The following is a 21811-nucleotide window of genomic DNA, read 5'->3' as shown; positions in this document are numbered from 1 at the left end:
ATCATGCATGTGGTTTACGAAAGACGTCAAGGGGTGCGAGGCTATTCGCCATAATCATTTCAGTCGGCGCCGAGGAGACACGTGGGAACCACCGACCACCGCACGGACGGGCAGGACGGGCACGACGCGCGGGACGGCGCCGACCTCCCGGCCCTGTGCCGCGCCGACTGGGAGCGCGCGTCCGCCCCCTCCCGTGCCGAGACGGCCGCCGACCGCGTCGCCGACCGGGTCGCCCGCAGCCGGCCCGGCGCCCGGCTCGGCACCAAGGAGGAGTTGCGCGCCGAGTGCGGGGTCTCCGTCGGCACCTTCAACGAGGCGCTGCGCCTGCTGCTGACCCGCGGCCTGGTCACCGTGCGGCCGGGCCCCGGCGGCGGCCTCTTCGCCGCCCAGCCGCCCCCGGCCGGGCCCCGGCGGGACGCCTGGACCGAGGCCCTGCACGGGCAGCGGCCCGACGAGGCCCTGCGCGTCCGCGACGCCCTCGACCCGCTGCTCGTCGCCGACGCCCTGTGGCACGCCTCCCCCGCCGACGTCGCCGGGTTGCGGCGCCTCCTGGCACCGCTGGCCGAGGCGGCCGGCGCCGCCGACCCGGCCGCCTTCGCCCGCGCCGACCGGCGGCTGCGCTCCCGCCTCGCCGCACTCGGCCCGGGGACCCTGCTGCGCTCGCTGTACGAGGGGCTGCTGCCGCTCGCCGAACGCGCCGACGCCGCCGCCGACTCCGGGACCCTGCGCACCCGCCTCGACCGCCGGACCGCCCTCGTCGACGCCCTCGACGCCCGCGACCGCGCCTTGGCCCTGCGCCTGGCCGGCGGCGGAGACGGCGAGAGCGCGGGCGAGGGCCGGGACGCGGACGGCTGAGCCCCGCCGCTCGCAGTCGGCCCGCGGCAGGGCGGAGTCGCGGGCGCCGTGCGGCCGGGCGACCCGCGCGTACCGGTCGTCCTCGCCGAGCGGGCGCGGCGTCGCGTGGCGGGCCAGGGCCTCGACGCCGGCCGGATGACGGAGCTCCGCGCCCATCCGCCGGGCCAAGGGCCGGATGCGCACGGCCCGTTCGCGGCGTTCGGCGTCTTACCGCGCCGGGCGGACCGGCACGTCGTCGGCGGCGTCCGCGAGGCACCTCGCGCTGCCGCTCCACGGCGCCCCGACCCGGCGGCGCCTCGCGGAGCCGCGCGACCGGCACGCCCTCGCCGCTTCTACCGGCGGGCATTCGGCGGCGTCCGGCCGTGGGCCGCGGACCGCCCGGCGGTCACCGCGTGGCGCAGGGCCTCTGCCGCGGGACCGCCAGTACAGGGTCTCTACATACAGATTTCTAGTACAGGACCTCACCCATCGGGGAGCTCTCGCCGACGACATAGGCGCGGATCGCGGCCAGGTACGCCGTGCGGGAGACGCGGCCGTCGCGGTCGGTGTCCAGCGCGTCGAACGCGGCGGCGGCGTTCTCGGAGGAATTGTTCAGCGCGGTGCGCAGGGCCGTGAACTCCCCCGCGTCCAGGGCCCCGTCCGCGTCCGCGTCGGCGAGGTCGAAGAGCGCCCCGAGGGCGAACCGGCAGATGGTGTCGAACTTCTCGGCGTCCACCCACGCCGCGTACTCGTCGAACGTCAGCCGTCCGTCGCCGTCGGCGTCCATCGCGCCCCACGCCCGGGCGCCCTCCGCGCGGGCGGCGACGACGAGCGGGTCGTCCTCCGTGCGGCCCGTGGCCCGTACGGTCCGGTCGATGCGGGAGAGGTAGTCGTGCCGCGTGACGACCCGGTCGCCGTCGGCGTCCATCATGGCGAACACGCGCTCCCGCGCGGCCGTCGCGGCGGGGGTGATGGTCGCCGTCATACGCGTCACAGAGGTCTCCTCCTGCCGAACACCGGTCGTCCGTCCGGCACTTCCTACCCGGCGCGGCCCGGACTACCCGACGCGGCCGGGGCGCCGGGCGTCCGCCGGGAGGAGGGGCGCGTGCGGTGGCGCGCCGGGACCGGTGGGCGCGGTCCCGCGCACCGGAGCGCCCGGGGCGAGGGTTGCGACGGCGGGTAGGTGGAACTCCTGCAGCGGAACGGGACTTTCGGGAGGACGCGTGTTCGGTAGTGGGCGCGGTGCGGCGGTCGCACTGGGATCTCTGGTGCTGGTGGTCTCGTCATGCGTGGTGGCCCCGGCGGGCCGGGCCGGCGAAGTGTCCGGCGAGGTGTCCGGCGACGGATCCGTCACCTGCACCGGTGACGCCACCAGCCGCTACGACCCACCGCTCACCCTCCAGCCCCAGCCGACCCGCAACGAGGCGGAGGTCCGCTACCACTGCACCATCCGTCCCGGCCACACCATCCCCGCCACGAGCCACTTCCCCTCGTCGTCGCCCTCGGCGTCCTGCCTCTCCGTCACCTTCGCGAGCGGCATCGAGACGGTCCGCTACGCCGACGGCACCCGTTCACGGATCAGCATCGACAGCGCCACGGTCGTCCGTACCGCGGGCGCCCTGACCTCCGAGCAGTCGGGCCGCGTGGTGGCGGGCCGCGGCGAGGGCCACCCGGTCCGCCGCACGGTGACCGCGACGTCCGCCCAGCTCCCCACGGACTGCCTCGGCACCGGCCTCCGGGGCACGAGGAGTTCGGTCCAGCTGGAGATCCTGCCGTAGTCTCCGGCCGCCCCCGCGAGGCGTCCGACTTGTGGCAGGGACGTGACAAGATCGTAAGCGGAACGGATCCTCTCGTCTCTTAGGGTGTCCGCGCGGCGTCCGCCGCATCGAACGAGCACCACTTCCGGAGGATCCGTGCGTCCTATATCCCTCGCACTCACCACGGCCGCCCTGATCGGCGCCGCCGGCGCCCTGGCCGTCCCGGCGCAGGCCGCCGCCCCGGCCGCCGCTCCGCGGGCCGCCACCGCGGCGGCCAAGGAGTGCCACGAGGACAACGCCATGATCTACACCGACGGCACCCGCCTGCGCGACAAGGCGAGCACGTCGGGGGCGGTCAAGGGCCAGCTCTACTTCGGGGACCCGATCCGGATCCTGCGCAAGTCCGGCGGCTGGGACTACGTGCAGCTGAAGTCGAAGAGCAAGGGCGGCCTGGCCAAGGGCACTCGCGGCTGGGTCGCGCACAAGAACATCATCCCGCCGTTCTGCGGTCGCTGACCCGGGCGTTCCGCCCCGCGCGGATACGGCGGTGAGGGGGCCCGGCGGTCGTTCGCCGGGCCCCCTCACCCGTCATCCCTCACCCGTCCCTCACCCGTCATCCCTCACCCGTCACCCCTCAGCCGTCACTCCTCCCCCGTCCACACGGGCCGGAAGCGGAGGATCTCCGCGGTGGCGGCGCCGCTGGTGACGAAGGGGTCGGAGGCCACGGCGGCCTCGATCTCGGACCGTTCCCCGTCGGCCAGGACCAGCCCGCCCGTGCGCGGCTCCAGCGGACCGGCCAGCCGGGCCAGGCCCTTGGCGAACACGCCGTCGGGGTTCGTGTAGTGGGCCTCCTTCAGTTCGTCGATCCTCTCCAGCGGGGCGCGGTAACGAAACACGATCACGTACATGCCTCCAGTAAGCGCCGTCGTCCCCTCTCCGCGCCAAGACCGATCGCCAAGGGTGGGGCATAGGATGCGGCCTATAGTGGCTGGTCGGGAGGGGTGTCGCGATGGTGGGGCCGGACGAGGGCGAGCTGGCGGGGATCGAGTTGCGGCATCTGCGGTACTTCACCGCGGTCGCCGAGGCCGGGACCGTCACGGAGGCGGCGCGGCGGCTGCGGATCGCGCAGCCCAGCCTCAGCCAGCAGATCCGCCGGCTGGAACGCCGCGTCGGCACACCGCTGTTCCGGCGGCTGCCGCACGGCATGGTGCCGACCGAGGCGGGGCGGCTGCTGCTGGAAGGCGCCGGGCGGGCCTTCGGCGAACTGCGGTCCTCCGTCGCCGCCGCCCGCGCCGTCCCGCACCCGACGACCGTCGGGGTGTGCCGGGGCGTGGCGCAGGCCGTCATCGCCGCCGCGGAAGACGTCATGACGCGCGGCCGGCCCCTGCGGCTCGCCTACCGGCAGGCCGATTCCGGGCGGCAGGGCGAGCTGCTGCGCAACGGCACCCTGGCGTTCGGCATCCTGCGCGCGCCCGTCGACACCTCCGGCCTGGCCGTGCGCACGCTCGCCGACGAACCGCTCGGCGTCCTGCTGCACATCCGGCACCCGCTGGCGGAGCGGCCGGAGCTGACCTGGTCCGAGCTGGCGGGTCAGCGTCTGCTGTGGTTCCCGTCCGAGCGGGCGCCGGGTTACGCGGCGGAAGTCCTCGCGCACGTGGGCGCGCGCGGCTGGACGCCGGAGACGCGGGACGACGCGGACGGCGGCCACTCCCTCTTCCGGCACCGCCTGATCGGCGACCACGGGCTGGTCGCCCTGCGCACGCGAGCCGGTTCCCTCGGCGACCCGGACCTCGTCTGGCGCCCGGTCGGTCCCGAACCGCCGCGCGAGCGGCTGCTGTTGGCCGCGGCGGCCCACACGCCGTGGGCCGAGGCGGTGGCCGGCGCGGCCCACGGGCCCCGGGCCGGCCGCGACGGGTGACCCGCCGGACGGCGGCGGCGCGCGCCGGAGCGGTGGAAGCGGAGGCCGTCATATGGCGGCCTCCCCCTCCTCACGCCGCGTGGGACTCGGGCCCGCCCGCGCGGTGCGCGAGGGAGACCCCACCCCAACGCGCCCGCGGCGGCCGCTTCCTGGAGTGTCCGGCCCGAGCCCACCATGAGGGTCAGGAACCCGGAACGAGAACCGGAACAGCCGGAAACTCCCGGAGAGAAGCTTCCGAAGAATCCGAAGAGAAGCTCCCGAAGAAGGGGAAGCCCGTGAAGTCGAGGAATTTCCTCCGCGTCCCGGCGGCGGTGGTCACCGCGGGGCTGCTGCTCGCCGGCACGGCCGGAACGGCCTTCGCCGCCCCGCCGGACGATCCTCCGAGCGCGTCGAGCGGCGCGGCGGGCGACGAGTCCGGCGGCGCGCCGGGCGGTGACGCCGCGAACGGCGGCACGGACACGGAGGAGCTGATGTCCTCCTGGAAGCCGGACGGCTGGTACGACAGCGAGCACGAGTGCAAGGACGCCGGCAAGAAGGGGGAACAGCAGCACACATGGCACGATTACCGCTGCAAGAAGGAGAAGCGGCACCACGACGACTACGACTACACCTGGCACCTGTACTACCGCCGTTGAGCGACGGCGGCGCGTGGGAGCGGGGTTCCGCGCCCGGGGTCCGGGCCCCGGAACCCCGCGGCCGCGCTACTTGTCGATGCGGTACGAGTCGCCGTACACCTTCCACTTGAGCGGCGGCTCCAGGTCGAGGTTGCCGTCGTTCAGGAAGACGCGCTGGGCCGTGTCGATCCGGCTGGTGTCGCTGTGCGCCTTCTCGGCCTTCATCACCTTCTTGCGGGCGTCGAGGAACGCGTCGAGGTACGCCTTCTCGTCCCCGCCCCACGCCGGCGGCCTGGCCTTCTTGAGGGCGGCCTTGCGGATGCCGCCGAAGCTGTCCTTGCTGTCACCGGGGCCGTGCATCACCATCGCGTCGTAGTAGACGAACTGCCCGAGGGTGCGCAGCCCGTCCTCCTTCGCCTGCTTGACGGCCGGGTCGAAGTACATGCGGTCGCGCAGGTCCTCCTGCGCGTCCTGGAACGCCTTGTCCCGGGCGGCCTTGTGCCACGCCTCCTCGAAGGGCTTGCCGAGGCCGGCGTGGGTGTCGGACCCGTCGGCCTTGCGCAGGGCGGGCAGGAAGGGCGCGAGCGGGTTGCCGGGCTTCTTCTTGGTGTACTCCTCGACCAGCCGCAGCATGTCGCCGGTGCCCGAGGTGAAGCCGATGATGCCGCCGGTGTAGCCGCGGCCGTCGTCGTAGGGCTCGATGTAGTCGAAGTAGCGGCGCCACTCGAGCGAGGAGTTCTCCGCGCTGCAGACGAGCCGCATGGCGATGTCCTTCTTGTGCGGGTCCTCCAGCCCGGCCGCGGAGGCCGCCGGTGTGCGGAGGGACGACGCGGGGGCGGGGGCCGCGGAGGCGGCGGAGGCGGCCGGCGTCCCGCCGAGGACGAGGGCGGGCAGGGCCAGGGTCACACCCGCGAGGGCCGTGAGGGGGAACTTCTTCGTCGTGCGCTGCGGCAGCCGCGGCATACGGATCTCCGTTCCTGATGAGTCGTCAGAAGGTGGCCGTAAGAGCCGGTGTACGGCGTTTCCGGTCGGCCAGGTCGCATTGAAGCGCTTTCGTCACTTCCGCCACAAGGGCCGATCCGCTTAAGTGCGCGTAAAGCGCGCGGAAACACCATCGTTCGACTGTTTTCGGCCAACTAGCCGCTCGCAGGCGGGCGCCGCACTTCCCCGAGCCGCCGCGCAATCAGGCGGGCACCTCCCCGCAAGACCGTTCCGGCGAAGCCCTCGACCGCGCGGGGCGGCCGTGCCACGCTCGCCGTGTGACGGTGAGCCTCCAGGCGAGCTATCAGGCCGTCGTCCTGCGGGTCCTGGGGACCGGGCGGTCCCGGTGGACGCTGCGGGACGGTGAGACGTGGTGCATGGTGCGGCCGGTGGGGCACCGGTCGCGGCGGCAGGGCTGGAAGCTGCACCTGCCGGCGACCGTCGAGTCCGCCCCCCGCGTCCTGGAGGCGGCGGCGGGCGTCCTGGTGGCGCACGGGTGCGCGTTCAAGTTCGCGGTGTCGCCGCGCGTCACCGCCGACCTCACCTCCGTACGGGCGCCGCGCGAACACTCCGGCAAGTTCCTCACCGCCTACCCGGCCGACGACGGGCAGTCGCGCGCGCTCGCCGAGGAGCTGCACCGGGCCACGCTCGGGCTGGCCGGGCCGGCGATCCTGTCCGACCGGCGGTACCGGCCGGACAGCCTGGTCCACTACCGGTTCGGCTGTTTCGCGCCGCCGCGCGAACTCGACGACGAGGGCTTCTACCGGGGGCGGCTGCTGGCCCCGGACGGCAGCCTGGTCCCCGACGAACGCAACGCGTGGTTCTCGCCGCCCCCTTGGGCCCGCCCGCCGTTCGACCCGCCCGCGCGGCCGGCCGGCTCGCGCCGGCGCGGCGACCCCGTGCTCCTCGCCGGCCGCTACCTCGTCCGCGAGGCGGTCCGGCACTCCAACCGCGGCGGCGTCTACCGCGCCCTCGACCGGCGCACCGGCGAGGACGTCCTGCTGAAGGAGGCCCGCGCCCACGTCGGCGCCCGGCCCGGCGGCACGGACGCGCGCGACTGGCTGCGCTACGAGGCCGAGGTGCTGGCGCGGCTGGCGCCGCTCGGCATCACCCCCGCGCCCCGGGGCGTCTTCACGGCCGGCGGCCATGTGTTCCTGGCCGAGGAGCTGATCGACGGCGAGAACCTGCACCGGTGGGCGGCGGACGAGGCGTCGCGGAACGGCGGCCGGCTGCCGGCCGTGACGGCGTGGCGCCTCGCCCGCGGCCTGACCCGCCTGGTCGGTGCCGCGCACGCGGCCGGCTTCGTCCTCCGCGACCTCAAACCGACCAACGTCGTGGTTCGGCCGGACGGCACGCCCGTCCTCGTCGACCTGGAGTGCGCGGTCCGCTCGGGAGGCACGGCGCATGTCGCGGGCACCCAGGGGTTCACCGCCCCCGAGTACCTCTCCCTCACCGGGACCGTGCCCGTGCCCGGTCCGGAGGTGGACTGCTTCGGTCTCGGCACCACCCTGCTGCACGCCGTCACCGGCATCAACCCGCTGCTCGCGCCGGACACCGCGCCCGCCCGGCCCGCCGGTGAACGGCTCGCCGTGATGATCCGGGCGGCGGCCGCGGACCGCCCCGCGCTGCGCGCCCTCGCCCCGCTCGTCCTCGGCCTCACCGCCGAGGCGGCCGGCCGCCGGACGCTGGGGTGGGCCGCCGCGTTCCTCGACGCCGAGAGGGCCGAGGGGGCGCCGGACACGTCCGGTCCCGTCCTGGAGGGAACGGCGCTCGACCGGCTGCTGGACGACGGGCTGGCCCACATCGCCGCGACGGTCACGCCCGCCTCGTCACACCTCTGGCCCCGCCCCCGTTCGCTGCCGGAGGGCGACCCGTGCAACGTCCAGCAGGGCGCGGCGGGCGTCCTGGCCGTCCTCGACCGGGCGGTGCGCACCGGCCGGGCGCCCGGGCTCGTACCGCTGCTGCGCACGGCGGCCGACTGGATCGCCGCCCGGCTCGCGCTCCCCGGCCGCGTCCTGCCCGGGCTCTACTTCGGCCGCTCGGGCACGGCGTGGGCGCTGCACGACGCGGCGCTGACCCTCGACGACCCCGAACTCGCGGAGTCGGCACGCGCGTTCGCCCTGCGCATCCCGCTGGAGTGGGACAACCCGGACGTCTGCCACGGTCTCGCCGGCGCCGGGCTGGCCCAGCTGCACCTGTGGCACGCCACCGGCGACCCGCGCTTCGCCGAGCGGGCGTCCCGGTGCGCGGACGGCGTGCTCCGCCGCACGGCGGCGGCCGACGGCGGGGTGGACTGGCCGCTCGGCCCGGAGCGCCGCCGGGAGCTCGCGGGCTCCGCCCTGTACGGCTTCGCCCACGGGGTCGCCGGCCACGCCGCGTTCCTGCTGGCGGCGGGCCGCGACCTCGGCCGTCCGGAACTCGTCGACATCGCGGCCGGCGGCGGGTACGCCCTGTGCGCGGTGGCCGAGTGCCGGGGCGACATCGCCCTGTGGCCCAAGGGGCCGGGCCGTACGGAGCGGACGGGCCTCGACTTCTGGTGCAACGGCGCCTCCGGCATCGGTACGACGCTGGTCCGGCTGTGGCGGGCGACCGGTGAGCCGCTGTTCCGGGAGTACGCCGAGCGGGCGGCCCGCGCGGTGTACGCGGACCGCTGGCGGGTCGGCACCGGGGCGTGCCACGGCGTGGCCGGAAACGCCCAGTTCCTGCTGGACGTCGCCGACCTGACCGGCGACGCCGGCTACCGGGTCCGGGCCGGGGAGGCCGCCTTCTGCCTGTCCGCGCGGGCGGCGCGGCGGGACGGACGGCTGCTCGTCCCCGACGACACGCTCCGCGAGTTCTGCGCGAGCTACCAAGTCGGCCTGGCCGGACCCCTGGACCTGCTGCTGCGGCTGGCGCACGGGGGCGGGCGCCCGTGGATGGTCGACGGGCCCCGGGGAGGCGACCGACGTGGCGGAGCCCGACGAGGCGACGGACGTGGCGGAGCCAGAGGAGGCGACGGACATGGCGGCGATGGTCCTCCGGTCGCAGGAACCGCCGGAGACGGACCGCCGGCGGCCGGCGCCGGCCCTGCGCCGCCAGGCCGGTCCGACGACCCGCCGCCGTGACACCGGCCGCCGCACGGCGCCGCATCCCACTGCCGGAAGTGCGCGCCGTGCCGGAGGAGGGGGGACATGCACGAGAGCGTCCTCGCGCCGCGGGAACCGCCCGAGGCGGAGGGCCGGGTACGGGAGCCGTGGATGTGCTGCGACACCGCCGGGACGAGCCGGGACGTCACGGATCCGCCGCGCTGTCCGCTCTCCCGAGTGCCCGTGGGCCGCGGTGAGAGGAGGTGAGAAGGATGGAGGACGCCGTTCTGGAGCTCCAGGAACTGCCCGAGACGGATGAGCAGGCGCTGGAACCGGTCATGTGCTGCGACACGGACCACACGAGTGGCCAGTGCACGGACCCGCCGCGCTGTCGGCCGTAAGCCGGACGCCGGTTCCGCGCGGGCGCCTCCGTCACCCGGACCGCCCGCGCGGGACCCCGGCCGCCGCCGGGCCGGGGCGGAGGGCGCCGCGTCCGACCCCGACCTGCCACGTCCGGAACGGAGTTCCCAGGTGACCGACGCGGCATGGGCTCCCGTCCTGCCCGCCCGCGAGCGCGCCGCCGTCCTCGACCGCCTCGCCGCCAGCGCGCGACCGCACCGCGTGCCCCACAGCGTCCGGCCCGACCTGGCCGGCGGCGGCGCCGGTCTGGCCCTCGCCTACCACTGGCTCGACCGGGCCCTGCCCGGGCGGGGGTACGGCGCCCTCGCCGAGGGCTACCTGGCCGCGGCGCTGCGGGGTTACGCCCGGCTCGGCGCTTCCCCGGGGCTCTTCGGCGGGGCGGCGGGGCTGGCCTTCGCCGTCTGGTCGCTGTCCCACGACGAGGCGGCGCTGCACCGCCACGTCGTCGACGAGGTGACCGCGCGGGCCCGGCGGGCCGCCGACGGCCCGTACTCGTCCCGGGCCGTCGACGTCGTCGCGGGTCTGACGGGCGCGGGCGCGTACCTGCTCTGCCGCCGCGACGATCCGGCGGCGGCCGAAGCGCTGCGGACGGTGCTCACCGCCCTCACCCGGACCCGATTTCCCGACCGGCCCGACCCCGGGATGGCGCACGGGACCGCCGGTCCGCTCGCCCTCCTCGCGCTGGCCCTCGCAGCGGAAGCAACCGTTCCGGGCCAGCGGGAGGCGGCCGTCCGGCTGGCCGCGGCACTCGCCGCAGGCCGCGCCGACGACGCCTGGGGCCCGGACTGGCCCGCCCCGGCCACCGGCCGCCCGCTGCGCGCCTCGTGGTGCCGGGGCGGCCCGGGAATCGCCCGCGCCCTGTGGCTGGCGGGTACGGCGCTGGACGACGCCGAGCTGCGCGGTCTCGCGGTACGGGCGTTGCGGGCCGCCCTGCGGCGCCCTCCCGAGCGGCGGCGCGTCGACGGCGACCCCGGCCTCTGCCACGGCGTGACGGGACTCCTGCACATCACCTCACGCTTCGCCCACGACACGGGCGACCCCGGACTCACCACCGCCGCCGCCCGCCTCGCGGCCGGCCCCCTCCCGTCCGGCGGCGGCCCCGGCTTCCTCGACGGCGCCGCGGGGGTGACGCTCGCCCTCCTGGGCGCGGCGACGGACGCCGCACCGGGGTGGGACCGGGCGCTCCTTCTGGCATGACGCCCGTCCGGGTGAACGGCCGGAAAAGAACGGTGACATGCCCTCCGCCCGATAGTGCGGTCTGTTTCCGTTGTGGCCTGATTTCGCAACCGAATCTGACAGCTCGTTGACAACTTTTCAACGAAGGTTGTTCACTGCCCGATGCGAGCAGCCGGTCATGCGGTGGGACGGAAACGCATGCGTGTGACGCCGTTTCCGTGTCACGGCACCCCTCCCCCGGCGGCTTCCGCGGACGGTGCTCCTCCCGCGCCCGTCCCGGACGCCCCGCCGCTCGACCGCCGTGCGCCCCGACCGCGTCCGCCGCACCCGCCGTATCCGCCGCACCCGAGTCATCCGCCCCTCCGACCCCAGGAGTTCTCGTGATCGTGAGACACCGCTTGGCCGCCCTGCTGACGGCCGTCGTCGCCACGACGGGTCTGGCCGTCGTAGGCCCCACGGCCTCCGCCGCCCCAGCCGCGCCCACCGCGCGTGCCGCGGGCAGCTGCGACAACGCGCCCAACTGGGCGGCGGGCACCTGGTATCCCGCCGGAACGGTCGTCCGCTACACGGACGGCAAGTACTACGTCGCGGAGCACGACAACCCGGGCTACGACCCGCTGATCAGCACCTGGTACTGGGACCCGTACACCTGCTCCGGCGGCAACCCGCAGCCGGGCGGTTTCGTGGTGAGCGAGGCCCAGTTCCGGCAGATGTTCCCGAACCGGAACAACTTCTACACGTACAGCGGCCTGGTGGCGGCCTTGAAGGCGTATCCGGGCTTCGCCCACACGGGCAGCGACACGGTCCGCCGGCAGGAGGCGGCGGCGTTCCTCGCCAACGTCGACCACGAGACCGGCGGCCTGGTGCACATCGTGGAGCAGAACACCGCCAACTACCCCACGTACTGCGACTGGAAACAGCCCTACGGCTGTCCGGCCGGGCAGGCCGCCTACTACGGGCGCGGGCCCCTCCAGATCAGCTGGAACTTCAACTACAAGGCGGCCGGGGACGCACTCGGTCTGGACCTGCTGAAGAACCCGTGGCTGGTACAGAACGACGCGTCCGTCGCCTGGAAGACGGCGCTCTGGTACTGGAACACCCAGCGCGGCCCGGGCAGCATGACGCCGCACGACGCCATGGTCAACGGCCGCGGTTTCGGCCAGACGATCCGCAGCATCAACGGGTCCGTCGAGTGCGACGGCCGGAACCCGGCCCAGGTGCAGCACCGGGTGGACAGCTACCGGAAGTTCGCCCAGATCCTCGGCGTCGCGCCGGGCGGCGACCTGTACTGCTGAGCCCGCGGGCGGACGCGGGCCGGTGCGCGGCACTCCGAGCGCTCGCGTCCCCCGCGTCCGTGTGTGTCCCCGGCCTCTCGTCTCCACCGGGAACACGGCCGGTCGGCTCCCGGCGGCGGGGCGGTGGCCGGGCTACCGTCGGCCGGGTGGAACTGCTGCTGATGTCCGACACTCATCTGCCGAAACGGGCCAAGGCCCTGCCGCCGGAGCTCCTCGACCTCGTACCGCGGGCCGATGTGGTGATCCACGCGGGCGACTGGGTGGACGCCGCCACGCTGGACCTGCTGGAGGCGCGGTCGCGGCGGCTGCTCGCCGTGTACGGCAACAACGACGGCCCCGAACTGCGGTGCCGGCTGCCGGAGGTGGCGTACGCGGAGTTCGGCGGGCTGCGGTTCGGCGTCGTGCACGAGACCGGCGCGGCGCAGGGCCGCGAACGGCGCTGCGCGGAGCGCTTCCCCGATCTGGACGTGCTGGTGTTCGGCCACAGCCACATCCCCTGGGACTCCACGGCCGACGGCGGGCTGCGGCTGCTCAACCCCGGCTCCCCCACGGACCGGCGCCGGCAGCCGCACTGCACCTATATGACGGCCCGCGTCGACGGGGGCCGGCTCACCGGCGTACGGCTGCACGCGCTGCCCCGGCGTGCGTGACGCTTCTTCGCCCGGCGGGATGTCCCCTTCCCCCGTCGGGACGTCGTGTCGTCTTCTTCCGTCAGGACGTCGTCGCGGTGGCCGCGGCGTTGGTGTGACGGATGGCGCTTCGGAGGTTCTTGGCGATCCGGACCGGGTCGCCGACCGCCCACAGGTGCAGGAAGAACAGCCTGGGCTCGTCGGTGAGCATGTGGCTGTGGAAGCTGATGATGTCCACGCCGCCGTGCCGGAGCGCCTTCATGGTGGCCGGGGCCTCCTTCGCGACGACGGCGATGTCCCCGTTGAGCAGCACCTTGCCGTCGCCGACGGGCTGGAAGATCAACGCGGTGGTGGCGCCGGTCATCCGGGGCAGGACCCGGCCGTGGTCGGCGACGGTCTCCCTGCGGGCGAAGGTGACCTTGTAGACCCGCCCCTGTGCGCGTCCTCTGGCGCCGAGCGCCTTGTCGACGGCCGGCTGGTCCAGGCCCAGCGCGACCTTCCTCGGGGTGCCCGAGACGGCGGGGGTGCCGGTGGCGTCCAGCGCCGCCCGCAGCCCCCGGGCCATGTTCAGCGGCTTGGTGCCCATGGCGTGGAAGTGCACCCACCAGAGCGCCGGGCTGTGGGTGGGCAGATGCTTGTGCAGGGACGTCTGCGAGATGCCGTGGGCGTTCAGGACGTCGAGCACCTTCCGCACTTCCCGCTCGGTGACCGCCAGTTCGCCCATCATCATGGTCTGCTGGTCGGGGTAGCGGATGAACGAGACGAACGACCCGATGGCCTTGACGTGGTACCCCTTGCTGACCACGTCGAGATCGGCCCGGGGGAACCCGATCCCGTAGGCCCGGCGGTCGACGAGCACGCCCTTGTGCCCCAGCACCGTCGCCACGTCCCGCCAGTCGGACTCCCGGGTGAGCGAGGGCTGGATCCGCCGCGTGTGATGGGCGTCGGGCCGCGCGGCCCCCGCCGTGAACAGCACGGACAGCAGCGCGATCCCCGCCACCAGGGACCGCCGCGCCGCCCTCCGCCTTCCCTCGTCCGCGCCGTACAGTCGGCCCTGTCGCATAAACGCCTCCGCTCCGGTTGCCGTCCTCTCATCCCACACCGGGACGTTCGGGGCGGCGATACGGGAGCACCCGTCCGGGGCAGCGGCTCCGCGCGCCGGAACGACGGGCGGTCTCAGCAGGACGCGCGGACGTATCCCCGGGAGCCGGCGGGGCGGACGTCGTGGTCGCGGAGGGTGATGGACAGTTTTCCGCCCCAGGCGCGGCAGGCGGCGGTGAAGTCCTTCTCCACGTACTCGATGTCGAAGATCCGGCCGCCGTACGCCTCGCTGTAGTCGGGGCACTCCTTGTACCGCCCGCACTCCTCGACGACGGCGAAGTCGAAGCCGATGCGGGTGCGCCGGGGCAGCAGGTCGGCGGTGTTCTTCTGGGCCACCGCGAGGTGCTTGCGGTGGGCGCGGGCGGTCAGGAGGCGGGCGAAGGCCGCCGCGTGCTCGGGGGTGAGCTTTCCGTCGGAGCGCTCGTAAGAGTCGAGGTTGTCGGGTTCCACCGCGTCGAAGCCGGCGTCCGCGCAGCCGTCGATCCAGGGACCGACGATCTTCATCAGGGCGTCGCGCTTGGCCGGGGTGGAGATGTCCAGCAGGGGCTCGTGCCAGTCCTCGTCGACGACCAGGTCCCCGTCGTCGTTCTTCAGGAGCAGGTCCGGGTGGCGCTTCTTCCACCAGTCGACGGCGTCACCGGGCTGCGTCTGGAAGGCGTTGACGTAGCAGATGTTGTACATCCCGGCGGCGGGCCTGGCCGACCGGTCGCGGGACACGGCCCGTACGCCGCCGGGCGGCGGATAGGCGCCGCCCAGCTGGTAGTCGAAGGCGGTGTTCGCGTCCGGTATCCGGACCTTCTCCGGTATCCGTGCCTTCTCCGTGGCGTCGGCGTGCGCGGACGCAGGGGAACCGGTGTCCTCGTCGGATCCGGTGGCGGAACAAGCCGTGACAAGGACCGTGGACAGGGCCATGACGGCGATTGCGGCGCGGGAGCGGAGAATCGTCACGAAGCCACCTTACGTTCCGGCCGCCGCCGGCCCGTCCGCGCGGGCCGCTACCCGATCTCCACGACCCGCGCCCACGCGGGCGGCGCGTCCGGGATGTAGCCGGGGTCGTCCTCGTCCCACGACGGGCCCTTGTCCGGCCGCCGGAACAAGCCGACCACCGTCCGGCACGGCGGCCGGACCTCCGGCCACGGCGTCTGACCGTCCGTCAGGGCCACGACGACGTCAGGGCGCCGCGGGGCCCCGAGCGCCCTCGCGAACCCGGCCCGCAGGTCGGTGCCGCCACCGCCCGTCAGCGGAATCCCCTCGGCGCGGCAGAGGGAGTGCACGCACTGCGCCGCCGCGTCGCAGGGGACGACGGTGACCAGGTCGCGGCGGCCGCCGACCGCGCGGGAGATCGCGGCCACTTCCAGCAGCGCGCTGCCCAGTTCGGTGTCGCTGACGGAACCCGACGTGTCGACGACCACCGCCACCCGGGGCGGCCGGCGCCGCAGACTCGGCAGTACCGCCCCGGGCACTCCGGCCGAACGGCGCGCCGGCCGCCCGTACGAGTAGTCCTCGCCCGCGCCGGAACCGGCGGTGGCCGAGCGGACCGCCGCACCGAGCAACTCCCGCCACGGCTGCGGCGGGTGGCACACCTCCTCGGCCCACCGCCGCCAGCCGCGCGGGGAGTCCCCCGGGCGGGCGGTGATCCCCTGGGCCACCCGGAACCGGACCGCGTCCCGCTCCTGTTCACTGAGCGCGTCCGCGCCCTCCGGCCCCAGGTCCCATTCCCGTTCCAGCCCGTCGGCGCCGCTGCCGCAGTCGAGCCAGGCCAGGTCGCGGTCGTAACACCCGAGGCCGAAGCGGCTCAGGTAGTCCTCCATCAACTCGCCGTGGGGCATCCCCAGGGCCGCGGGGACGAGCGCGCCTTCGGGCCGGACCAGGCCGTCGCCGAACATGTCGTCGTTGATCTCGCAGTCCGCGGCGATGTTCATCCGCAACCGGTCGGCGCGGCCGGTCAGTCCGCGCTCCCGGGCGATCCGCTCGCCGCGCCCGTGGTGGTCGCGCAGCAGGTGGGACACCTCGTGCACCCAGACGCCGGCCAGTTCCTCGACCGGCGTGCCGGTGACGAACGCCGGTGAGACGTAGCACCGCCAGTACCGGTCGACGGCCATGGTCGGCACCCGCCACGAGGCGACGGTGCGCAGCGCGAACAGGGCCGTCGCCAGGTACGGCCGCACGCGGGCGGCGTGCAGCCGGGCGGCGAACAGCTTGTCGGTGTCCAAGGCGTCGGAGGCGTCCGGGGTTTGCCGGGCGCCCGGGGCTCTCCCGCCTCCCGCCGCGGTGGCTCGCGCCCCGGGGCGGGCCGGCCGGGCCGCGGGGCCGGCGTGCCGCGCGGGCCGCGTGCGGGAGGCGTTCGGCGTCGTCCGCCCGCCCTCCCCGGTCATCGCCCGCCCCGCGCGCCGGACCCCGCGCGTTCCGCCGCGCGGTGCGCCGCCCGGTCGGCCCGCCGGGAGAGGCCCACGACCCCGGCGAGCCCCTCGATGGCTGCCGGAACATCCCAGTCCGCCCGGCGCAGGGCGGCGAGGGTGGTGGCGGGAACGACCACGAGATCGGGGGCGCCGGTCTCGGCGGCCCGGGACAGGAGGGTCCAGGCCGCGTCCCAGCGGGACCGCTCGGGCCGTTCGCGGACCGCCGCCACCACGGCGTCGAGCGCGGCCTGCCGCCGGTCGCCCCGCTCGGGAAGGACGGCGCCGGCGGGGTCGGCGAGGAGGGTCTCGGGGTCCGGCAGGTCCATCCGGTCGAGGAAGGCCAGCAGTTCGAGCCCGGGGCCGTCGCCGACCGTGCCCCGGACCAGCGAGGACAGCACGTCGCGGGAGGACCCGGCGGCCGTCGCGAAGGCGGTCAGCCGCAGCGCCGCCTCCCAGCTGCGGGGTGACGGCCAGGGGCCGCCGCGTCGGGTCTCGCCGCTGGGCAGCCGGTGGACGAGCGCGGGCCGTGCGGCGAGGAGCCCGCACACCGCCCGGCGCGCGAGGGCCACGGCCTCCGGCAGCCTGCCGGGATCGAGCCGGGGCAGGACGGCCCGGGGCCAGATTCCGCCGAGGCCCCGGACGACGGTCTCGGGGTCGTGGGTCCACTGGAGGTGGACGAACCGGTTGGCCAGCGGCGGGCTCAGCTCCCAGCCGTCGGCGGCCGAGGCCCGCGGGTTGGCGGCGGCCACGATGCGGACGGCGGGCGGCAGCCGCAGGGCGCCGATCCGGCGTTCGAGGACGAGCCGGAGCAGGGCGGCCTGGACGGCCGGCGGGGCGGTGGAGAGTTCGTCCAGGAACAGCAGCCCGCGGCCCGCGCGGACCAGGCGTACCGCCCAGTCCGGCGGGGCCATCGGCACGCCCTGTTCGGCGGGGTCGTCCCCGATCACGGGCAGGCCGGAGAAGTCGGACGGTTCGTGGACGCTGGCGATGACGGTGGTGAGCGGGAGGTCGAGGGCCGCCGCGAGCTGGGTCAGGGCCGCGGTCTTGCCGATCCCCGGCTCGCCCCACAGCAGGACGGGGAGGTCGGCGGCGACGGCGAGGGTCAGGGCCTCCAGTCGGAGGTCGGGGCGCGGTTCGGTGGTGGTCTCGCGCAGCAGGGAGAGCAGGGCGCCGGCGACGTCGAGCCGGGAGGCGTCGGAGGGATCAGAGGGACCAGAGAGAACGGCGGTAGGGCTGGGCATGTGGTTCACCTGTGGGTGCGGGGCCGGAGGGGCCGATGGGTGAAGGGGGCGTTGCCTGGGGTCAGTTGGAGGTCGCGTGCCGCGGGTGGGCGCGGCGGGCGCGGGGCGGGGCGTAGGCGCCGGCGCGGACGGGCGCGGGTCCGGCGCCGGTCAGGCCCGCCCGGTACATCCCGTGCGTGATCCGTCGGCGCGCGGCCGTCTCCAGGGCGTCGCGCAGGGCGCCGTCGCGCAACGACGCGCCGGCTCCCAGCAGACCTTCGACGACGGCCAGCGCGCCCGCGACGTCCCCGTGGTCGAGGCGTTCGCGGACACCGGTGAGGCAGTCGGGACGGCGGTGTGCCTCGTCGACGGCCTGGAGGCAGGGCAGCGGGGTGCCGGTCAGGGCGGCGAGCAGTTCCTCCCGCCGGAGGGTGTCCGGGTCGTGGTCGAGCGGGACGAGCACCCCGTCGACGAGGCCGATCCGGTGCGTCGTACGGCCGCCTCCCCCGTCGTCCCGGCACTCGACGAGGTGGAGCCGGCCGGCCGCCTCCGGCTCCCGGGGCGCGTCGGCGGGCGCGTGGCCCGGTGCCAGGGCGGCGGCGACCAGCGGATGCAGCCGGTGGGCCTCGACGGCACCGGCGCGGAGCAGTTCGAGGTCGGGCGGCACCCAGGTCGCCGCGTCGGGCAGCACCGGCAGCGCGGTGACGTCGGCGCGGGCCGATGCGGGAGCGACTCGCGCCGAGGGCGGCCCGTCGCCGTCCGCGTCCACGTCGAGGAGCAGCCGGCGCCGGTGCCCGCACCGGACGAGGACGGGCCCGGCGGACCGGCCTTCGGCGCGGAGCAGGATCGCCGCCTCCTCGGCCCACCGGTCGACGGCGGGCCGGAGCAGCCCGTGCGGCGGCTCGCCCGGCGCTTCCGGTACGGGGTGGTGGCCGCCGGAGGGCAGGCCGGCCCCGGACCGCGGCCGCAGCTCACCGGAGTTCCGGGCGTCCCACAGGTGCCGGTGCAGGTCGAGGCGGAACCGACGGTTCGGGTGCGGGTGGGGGTGGGACCGCCCACCGGGCCCGGAACCGTCGCCGTCCCACAGCGCGAGGCTGACGCGCTGTCCGGCGTCCGCCCACGCGGGCGCGGTCCGGACCACCAGGTGCACGGGACGGCCGGTCCGACTGGTGTGGCGGGCCAGCGTGAGGGTGAGGCCGGGGCGCAACAGCCCGTCGGGGGCGATTCTCGGCAGGTGCCAGCGCAGCAGGTCGGGCGCCAGGTGGCGGAGGTCGGTCCGGATCCGGGCGGCGAGCTCCCGGCCGTGGGCGCGGGCCGTGGCCCGGAGGTCCAGGTCCACGTCGAATCCGGCGGCGGCGCACGCTCCCGCCCAGTCCCCCGCGTGCCGGCGGGCGGTGGCGGTTTCGATCATGGAGGGCGGCACGGCGAACTCGCGCACGCGCGGCCAGAAGGAGAAGCGGGAATCCCCGTTCGCGATGTGAGTGTTCATCAGCACTCACCTTGCGCGGACGGGACCCCCGATCTGTGAGAGGAGTAAGTCGTCATCGCGGTGACCGTATCGTCCGCCGGGCGGCGGCCGCCAGGGAATTACCCGCCACTCGCGAGAAGGGCCGGCCCGCCCCCGTTCGGGATGAGCCGGCCCAGGGCGCGTTCCGGTGTGGTGCGCGCCTGTCGGGTGTCACTCAGGCGTGCGCCTGTCGGGCTCCTCTCAGGCGTGTGCCTGTCGGAGGTCGCTCAGACACGCGCCTGTCGGGTGGCGGGCACTCAGGTGCGCACCATGAACCACGCCCCGACGCCGTTGCAACCGGTCGAGGAGAAGGTGGTGTTGCGGTATCCCGGCGGGATGGGGGAGCCGGAGCAGGCCCACATGCGGTTGTGGATCTGTTCCTGGTACCAGGATCCGATGCCGTTGCAGCCGGTGCGGTTGTAGTTCGTGGTGACGTAGCCGCCCGGGATCGGGGATCCGGCGCAGGTCCAGCGGCCGTTCTGGGCGAGCTGGTGGTACCAGGCGCCGATGCCGGTGCAGCCGTTGCGGTCGTAGTTGGTGATGACGTAGCCGGAGACGATCGGCGAGCCCGAGCACGTCCAGATGCCGTCCTTGACGGGCTGCTGGTACCAGGCGCCCTGGCCCTGGCAGCCGTTGCGGTCGTAGCCGGTGATGACCCAGCCGTCCGGGACGGGGGCCCCGGAGCAGGACCATCTGCCGTCCCTGGCGGCGGCCTCGCCCGCCGTCACGCCGGTGAGGCCGGCCACGAGCAGCGCGACCGCGGCCACGGCGGCGGCGATCCTGCCGCGCACGGTCGTCCGGTCGGCTGCCGGCGTCCTGGAAGCGAGACGCCGCAGGCTCCACCATGGCCGGAATTGCCTGTCCATTTCCCACCGATCCCCTCGTCATGCCCATATCAGGGCTGTCGTCGGCCGTAAGGACACCGGAGCGGGGCGGGAATGTCATCAGGTCCGACGGCGATGTGAGAAGTACGTCACCCCACTCGAACACATGCGCGAGCAGGGGTGGGCGTGGTATTCGGCCATCCGCCCACGGGGCCGCGTCCACGATGGCGGCTCCGGCCGCCGCGCGAAGGGCCGCGGGGAAGGCGGCCGGCGACCGCGCTCCGCTCACCGCCCTCCCGCGTGCGAAGGGAGCAACGGCACGGAGCACCGGCCGAGTTCGGCGGCGGAGTGGAAGCCGGCGGCCGCGCCGGTGTCCGCGCCCACGTCGACGCCGCTGCGCGCGGCGGCGTCCGGCACGATGCGGACCTTCATGACCGTCAGCTCACTTGAGGCGGACGGCGGGGCCTGGTATGTCCCGGGCGGCGCCGGCCGGGCCCGCACCTCCCGGATGACGGGGTGCGTCCGCGCTGGTCACGACGTCCGGCGCCGGGGCCGTGGTTACGATCAGCGCCAGATGACGTCCGTCCCGACCCGGGCCGTTCGGCGGTCCGGGTGGGGTACGAAGCAAGCGGGGCAGGGGAATTCCGTATGGCGAGAACCACGACGAAGACAGCCGGAGCGACGCGGGCGGGATTGCGGCGCGCGGCGGCGGTGGCGTTGAGCGCCGCCGTGCTGGCGGCGCTCGACGCGACCGGCGCGGTCGCCGCCCCGCCGGCGCCCGCGGGGCCGGACATCGCGGGGGTGCGGGCCGCGCTGGAGCGCACCCTCGGCGCGGGCGCACCCGGCGCGTTCGCGGTGATCCACGAGCGCGGTGGCAACGGAGGCGACAGCTCCGTCGCGGTCGGCAAGGCGGACCTGGACGGCACCCCGATGAACGCCGACTGGCGTTTCCGGGTCGGCAGCAACACCAAGATGTTCACCTCCGTCCTGTTGATGCGCCTGGTGGAGCAGGGCCGCGTCGACCTGGACGGGCGGCTGCGCGACTACCTGCCGTCCGGCACGCTGCCGGAGGGATGGGACATGACCGTCCGGCAGGTCATGCAGCACCGGGCGGGCATCTACGACCACACCAACGACCTGCTGGAACAGCCGGGCGAGGAGACGACGGAGGCATTCGAGAAGCGGATCCGCGACACCGTCTACCGGCCGGCCGACCTGGTGGCGATGTCGGTCCGGCACGGTGTGCAGTACCCGCCGGGGAGCCGGTACGCGTACTCCAACACCGATTACGTGCTGCTGGGCATGGCGGTGGAGCACGTGACCGGCCGGCCGTACGCGGAGTCGCTGCGCGAGCAGGTCATCGAGCCGCTGGGGCTGAGCCGCACCTCGTTCGTCGTGCCGGAGAAGGGCATCGCCGGGCCGCACATCACGGGCTACCTGACCAACGACGACCGCTCCCGGCCGCTGCTGGACTCGACCGAGCAGAACGGTTCGTGGATCTGGAGCGCGGGCGCGGTCGTCTCCTCCGCGCACGACATGGACCGCTTCCTGACGGCCGTCCTGGCCGGCGACTCCGGCGGCCTGGTCTCCGACGCGTCGGTGCGGCTGATGACGAGCGCGCTGCCCACCACGACGGCCGGGACCGGCTACGGGCTGGGGCTGCGGGAGATCGCCCTGTCCTGCGGCAAGGTGTACGGGCACGGCGGCATCGTGCAGGGGTACCAGACGCAGTCCTTCGCCACCCGCGACGGCCGGCGGACGGTCGTGGTCTTCGCCAACGCGTCCAACAACGGCGCGGTGACGCAGGGGTTGATGAACACCCTCGAACCCGCCTTCTGCGGGCCCGCGAAGCCTGCCGGGAAGACCGGCGTGGCGCCGCGCGCGAACGGCCCCGGGGGCCGGGAGCGGCCGGCCGCGCCCCGGGTGCCGGTCGTGGACGACACGCGTCTCTGAGCCGGACGGTCCGGGCTCCCCGAACGGAACCGGCCGCCGCGTCAAACGCCGCACCGCCCGCGAGCCGTGGCTCGGGGCGGTGCGTGGCATCGGTGTACCGGCCGCCGTGGGCCGGCGG

General features: G+C 75.0%; 22 protein-coding genes. 12 read left to right on the top strand and 10 right to left on the bottom strand.

The window, feature by feature from the left end; genetic code table 11:
* Positions 1-81 precede the first annotated feature (81 nt).
* Positions 82-855, top strand: a complete 774-nt coding sequence (locus ACQEVS_RS32435) for a FadR/GntR family transcriptional regulator (RefSeq protein WP_433026944.1) — start codon at positions 82-84, stop codon at positions 853-855.
* A 448-nt stretch (positions 856-1303) separates the two neighbouring features.
* On the opposite strand, the gene ACQEVS_RS32430 is transcribed toward ACQEVS_RS32435, so the two are convergent.
* Positions 1304-1819 (bottom strand): EF-hand domain-containing protein, encoded by a 516-nt coding sequence (locus ACQEVS_RS32430; protein ID WP_433028141.1) that lies wholly within the window; start codon positions 1817-1819, stop codon positions 1304-1306.
* A gap of 238 nt (positions 1820-2057) precedes the next feature.
* Between ACQEVS_RS32430 and ACQEVS_RS32425 the strand changes: the two genes are divergently transcribed.
* The gene (locus ACQEVS_RS32425; protein WP_433026942.1) at positions 2058-2612 is read left to right on the top strand and encodes a hypothetical protein; all 555 of its coding nucleotides are present in this window, start codon (positions 2058-2060) and stop codon (positions 2610-2612) included.
* 135 nt (positions 2613-2747) lie between these two features.
* Positions 2748-3107: an SH3 domain-containing protein gene (locus tag ACQEVS_RS32420; protein WP_433026939.1), complete on the top strand. Its 360-nt coding sequence runs from the start codon at positions 2748-2750 to the stop codon at positions 3105-3107.
* 125 nt (positions 3108-3232) lie between these two features.
* On the opposite strand, the gene ACQEVS_RS32415 is transcribed toward ACQEVS_RS32420, so the two are convergent.
* Positions 3233-3499 carry a YciI family protein gene (locus ACQEVS_RS32415; RefSeq protein ID WP_433026936.1) on the bottom strand — a complete coding sequence of 89 codons (267 nt, stop codon included), beginning with the start codon at positions 3497-3499 and terminating at the stop codon, positions 3233-3235.
* A gap of 101 nt (positions 3500-3600) precedes the next feature.
* On the opposite strand from ACQEVS_RS32415, the gene ACQEVS_RS32410 reads away from it, so the two are divergent.
* Positions 3601-4509: a LysR family transcriptional regulator gene (locus ACQEVS_RS32410; protein WP_433026933.1), complete on the top strand. Its 909-nt coding sequence runs from the start codon at positions 3601-3603 to the stop codon at positions 4507-4509.
* Between the two features lie 275 nt (positions 4510-4784).
* Positions 4785-5144: a hypothetical protein gene (locus tag ACQEVS_RS32405; protein ID WP_433026930.1), complete on the top strand. Its 360-nt coding sequence runs from the start codon at positions 4785-4787 to the stop codon at positions 5142-5144.
* A gap of 66 nt (positions 5145-5210) precedes the next feature.
* Here the strand turns inward: ACQEVS_RS32405 and ACQEVS_RS32400 are convergent, their stop codons facing one another.
* Positions 5211-6086, bottom strand: coding sequence for a chitosanase (locus ACQEVS_RS32400; protein WP_433026927.1), 876 nt, complete (start codon positions 6084-6086; stop codon positions 5211-5213).
* Between the two features lie 296 nt (positions 6087-6382).
* On the opposite strand from ACQEVS_RS32400, the gene lanL reads away from it, so the two are divergent.
* The 6 genes from lanL (at position 6383) to ACQEVS_RS32370 (ending at position 12710) form a co-directional block, all read left to right on the top strand.
* Entirely contained in the window at positions 6383-9208 is a 2826-nt protein-coding gene (lanL, locus tag ACQEVS_RS32395; protein WP_433026924.1) for a class IV lanthionine synthetase LanL, read from the top strand.
* A gap of 66 nt (positions 9209-9274) precedes the next feature.
* Complete coding sequence (locus ACQEVS_RS32390; RefSeq protein WP_433026921.1) at positions 9275-9436, top strand: hypothetical protein; 162 nt, start codon at positions 9275-9277, stop codon at positions 9434-9436.
* A 5-nt stretch (positions 9437-9441) separates the two neighbouring features.
* Complete coding sequence (locus tag ACQEVS_RS32385) at positions 9442-9570, top strand: hypothetical protein (protein ID WP_433026918.1); 129 nt, start codon at positions 9442-9444, stop codon at positions 9568-9570.
* Positions 9571-9700: 130 nt separating this feature from the next.
* Positions 9701-10786, top strand: coding sequence for a lanthionine synthetase LanC family protein (locus tag ACQEVS_RS32380; RefSeq protein ID WP_433026915.1), 1086 nt, complete (start codon positions 9701-9703; stop codon positions 10784-10786).
* Between the two features lie 362 nt (positions 10787-11148).
* Complete coding sequence (locus ACQEVS_RS32375; RefSeq protein ID WP_433028138.1) at positions 11149-12060, top strand: glycoside hydrolase family 19 protein; 912 nt, start codon at positions 11149-11151, stop codon at positions 12058-12060.
* Positions 12061-12206: 146 nt separating this feature from the next.
* A complete protein-coding gene (locus ACQEVS_RS32370) occupies positions 12207-12710 on the top strand; it encodes a metallophosphoesterase family protein (RefSeq protein WP_433026912.1) in 504 nt (167 codons plus the stop codon).
* 61 nt (positions 12711-12771) lie between these two features.
* Here the strand turns inward: ACQEVS_RS32370 and ACQEVS_RS32365 are convergent, their stop codons facing one another.
* The 7 genes from ACQEVS_RS32365 to ACQEVS_RS32335 all read right to left on the bottom strand — a co-directional run bounded on the left by ACQEVS_RS32365 (position 12772) and on the right by ACQEVS_RS32335 (position 20172).
* Positions 12772-13752: a DUF1259 domain-containing protein gene (locus ACQEVS_RS32365; RefSeq protein WP_433026909.1), complete on the bottom strand. Its 981-nt coding sequence runs from the start codon at positions 13750-13752 to the stop codon at positions 12772-12774.
* 113 nt (positions 13753-13865) lie between these two features.
* On the bottom strand, positions 13866-14738 hold the full coding sequence (locus tag ACQEVS_RS32360) for an endo alpha-1,4 polygalactosaminidase (protein ID WP_433026906.1): 873 nt from the start codon (positions 14736-14738) through the stop codon (positions 13866-13868).
* Positions 14739-14785: 47 nt separating this feature from the next.
* The gene (locus ACQEVS_RS32355; protein WP_433026903.1) at positions 14786-16165 is read right to left on the bottom strand and encodes a vWA domain-containing protein; all 1380 of its coding nucleotides are present in this window, start codon (positions 16163-16165) and stop codon (positions 14786-14788) included.
* Positions 16162-17430, bottom strand: a complete 1269-nt coding sequence (locus ACQEVS_RS32350) for an AAA family ATPase (protein ID WP_433026900.1) — start codon at positions 17428-17430, stop codon at positions 16162-16164. The genes ACQEVS_RS32355 and ACQEVS_RS32350 overlap by 4 nt, the downstream gene beginning before the upstream one ends.
* 61 nt (positions 17431-17491) lie before the next feature.
* Positions 17492-18898 carry a hypothetical protein gene (locus tag ACQEVS_RS32345; protein WP_433026897.1) on the bottom strand — a complete coding sequence of 469 codons (1407 nt, stop codon included), beginning with the start codon at positions 18896-18898 and terminating at the stop codon, positions 17492-17494.
* 275 nt (positions 18899-19173) lie between these two features.
* Positions 19174-19707, bottom strand: a complete 534-nt coding sequence (locus tag ACQEVS_RS32340; RefSeq protein ID WP_433026894.1) for a hypothetical protein — start codon at positions 19705-19707, stop codon at positions 19174-19176.
* A 318-nt stretch (positions 19708-20025) separates the two neighbouring features.
* Complete coding sequence (locus tag ACQEVS_RS32335) at positions 20026-20172, bottom strand: hypothetical protein (RefSeq protein ID WP_433026892.1); 147 nt, start codon at positions 20170-20172, stop codon at positions 20026-20028.
* A 216-nt stretch (positions 20173-20388) separates the two neighbouring features.
* Here ACQEVS_RS32335 and ACQEVS_RS32330 point away from each other — a divergent pair, with 216 nt between their 5' ends.
* The gene (locus tag ACQEVS_RS32330) at positions 20389-21693 is read left to right on the top strand and encodes a serine hydrolase domain-containing protein (RefSeq protein WP_433026888.1); all 1305 of its coding nucleotides are present in this window, start codon (positions 20389-20391) and stop codon (positions 21691-21693) included.
* Positions 21694-21811 lie beyond the last annotated feature (118 nt).

The sequence above is a fragment of the Streptomyces sp. CA-181903 genome, assembly GCF_050937075.1.
GTDB lineage: Bacteria > Actinomycetota > Actinomycetes > Streptomycetales > Streptomycetaceae > Streptomyces.
This window is presented reverse-complemented; position numbering and strand designations above follow the sequence as displayed.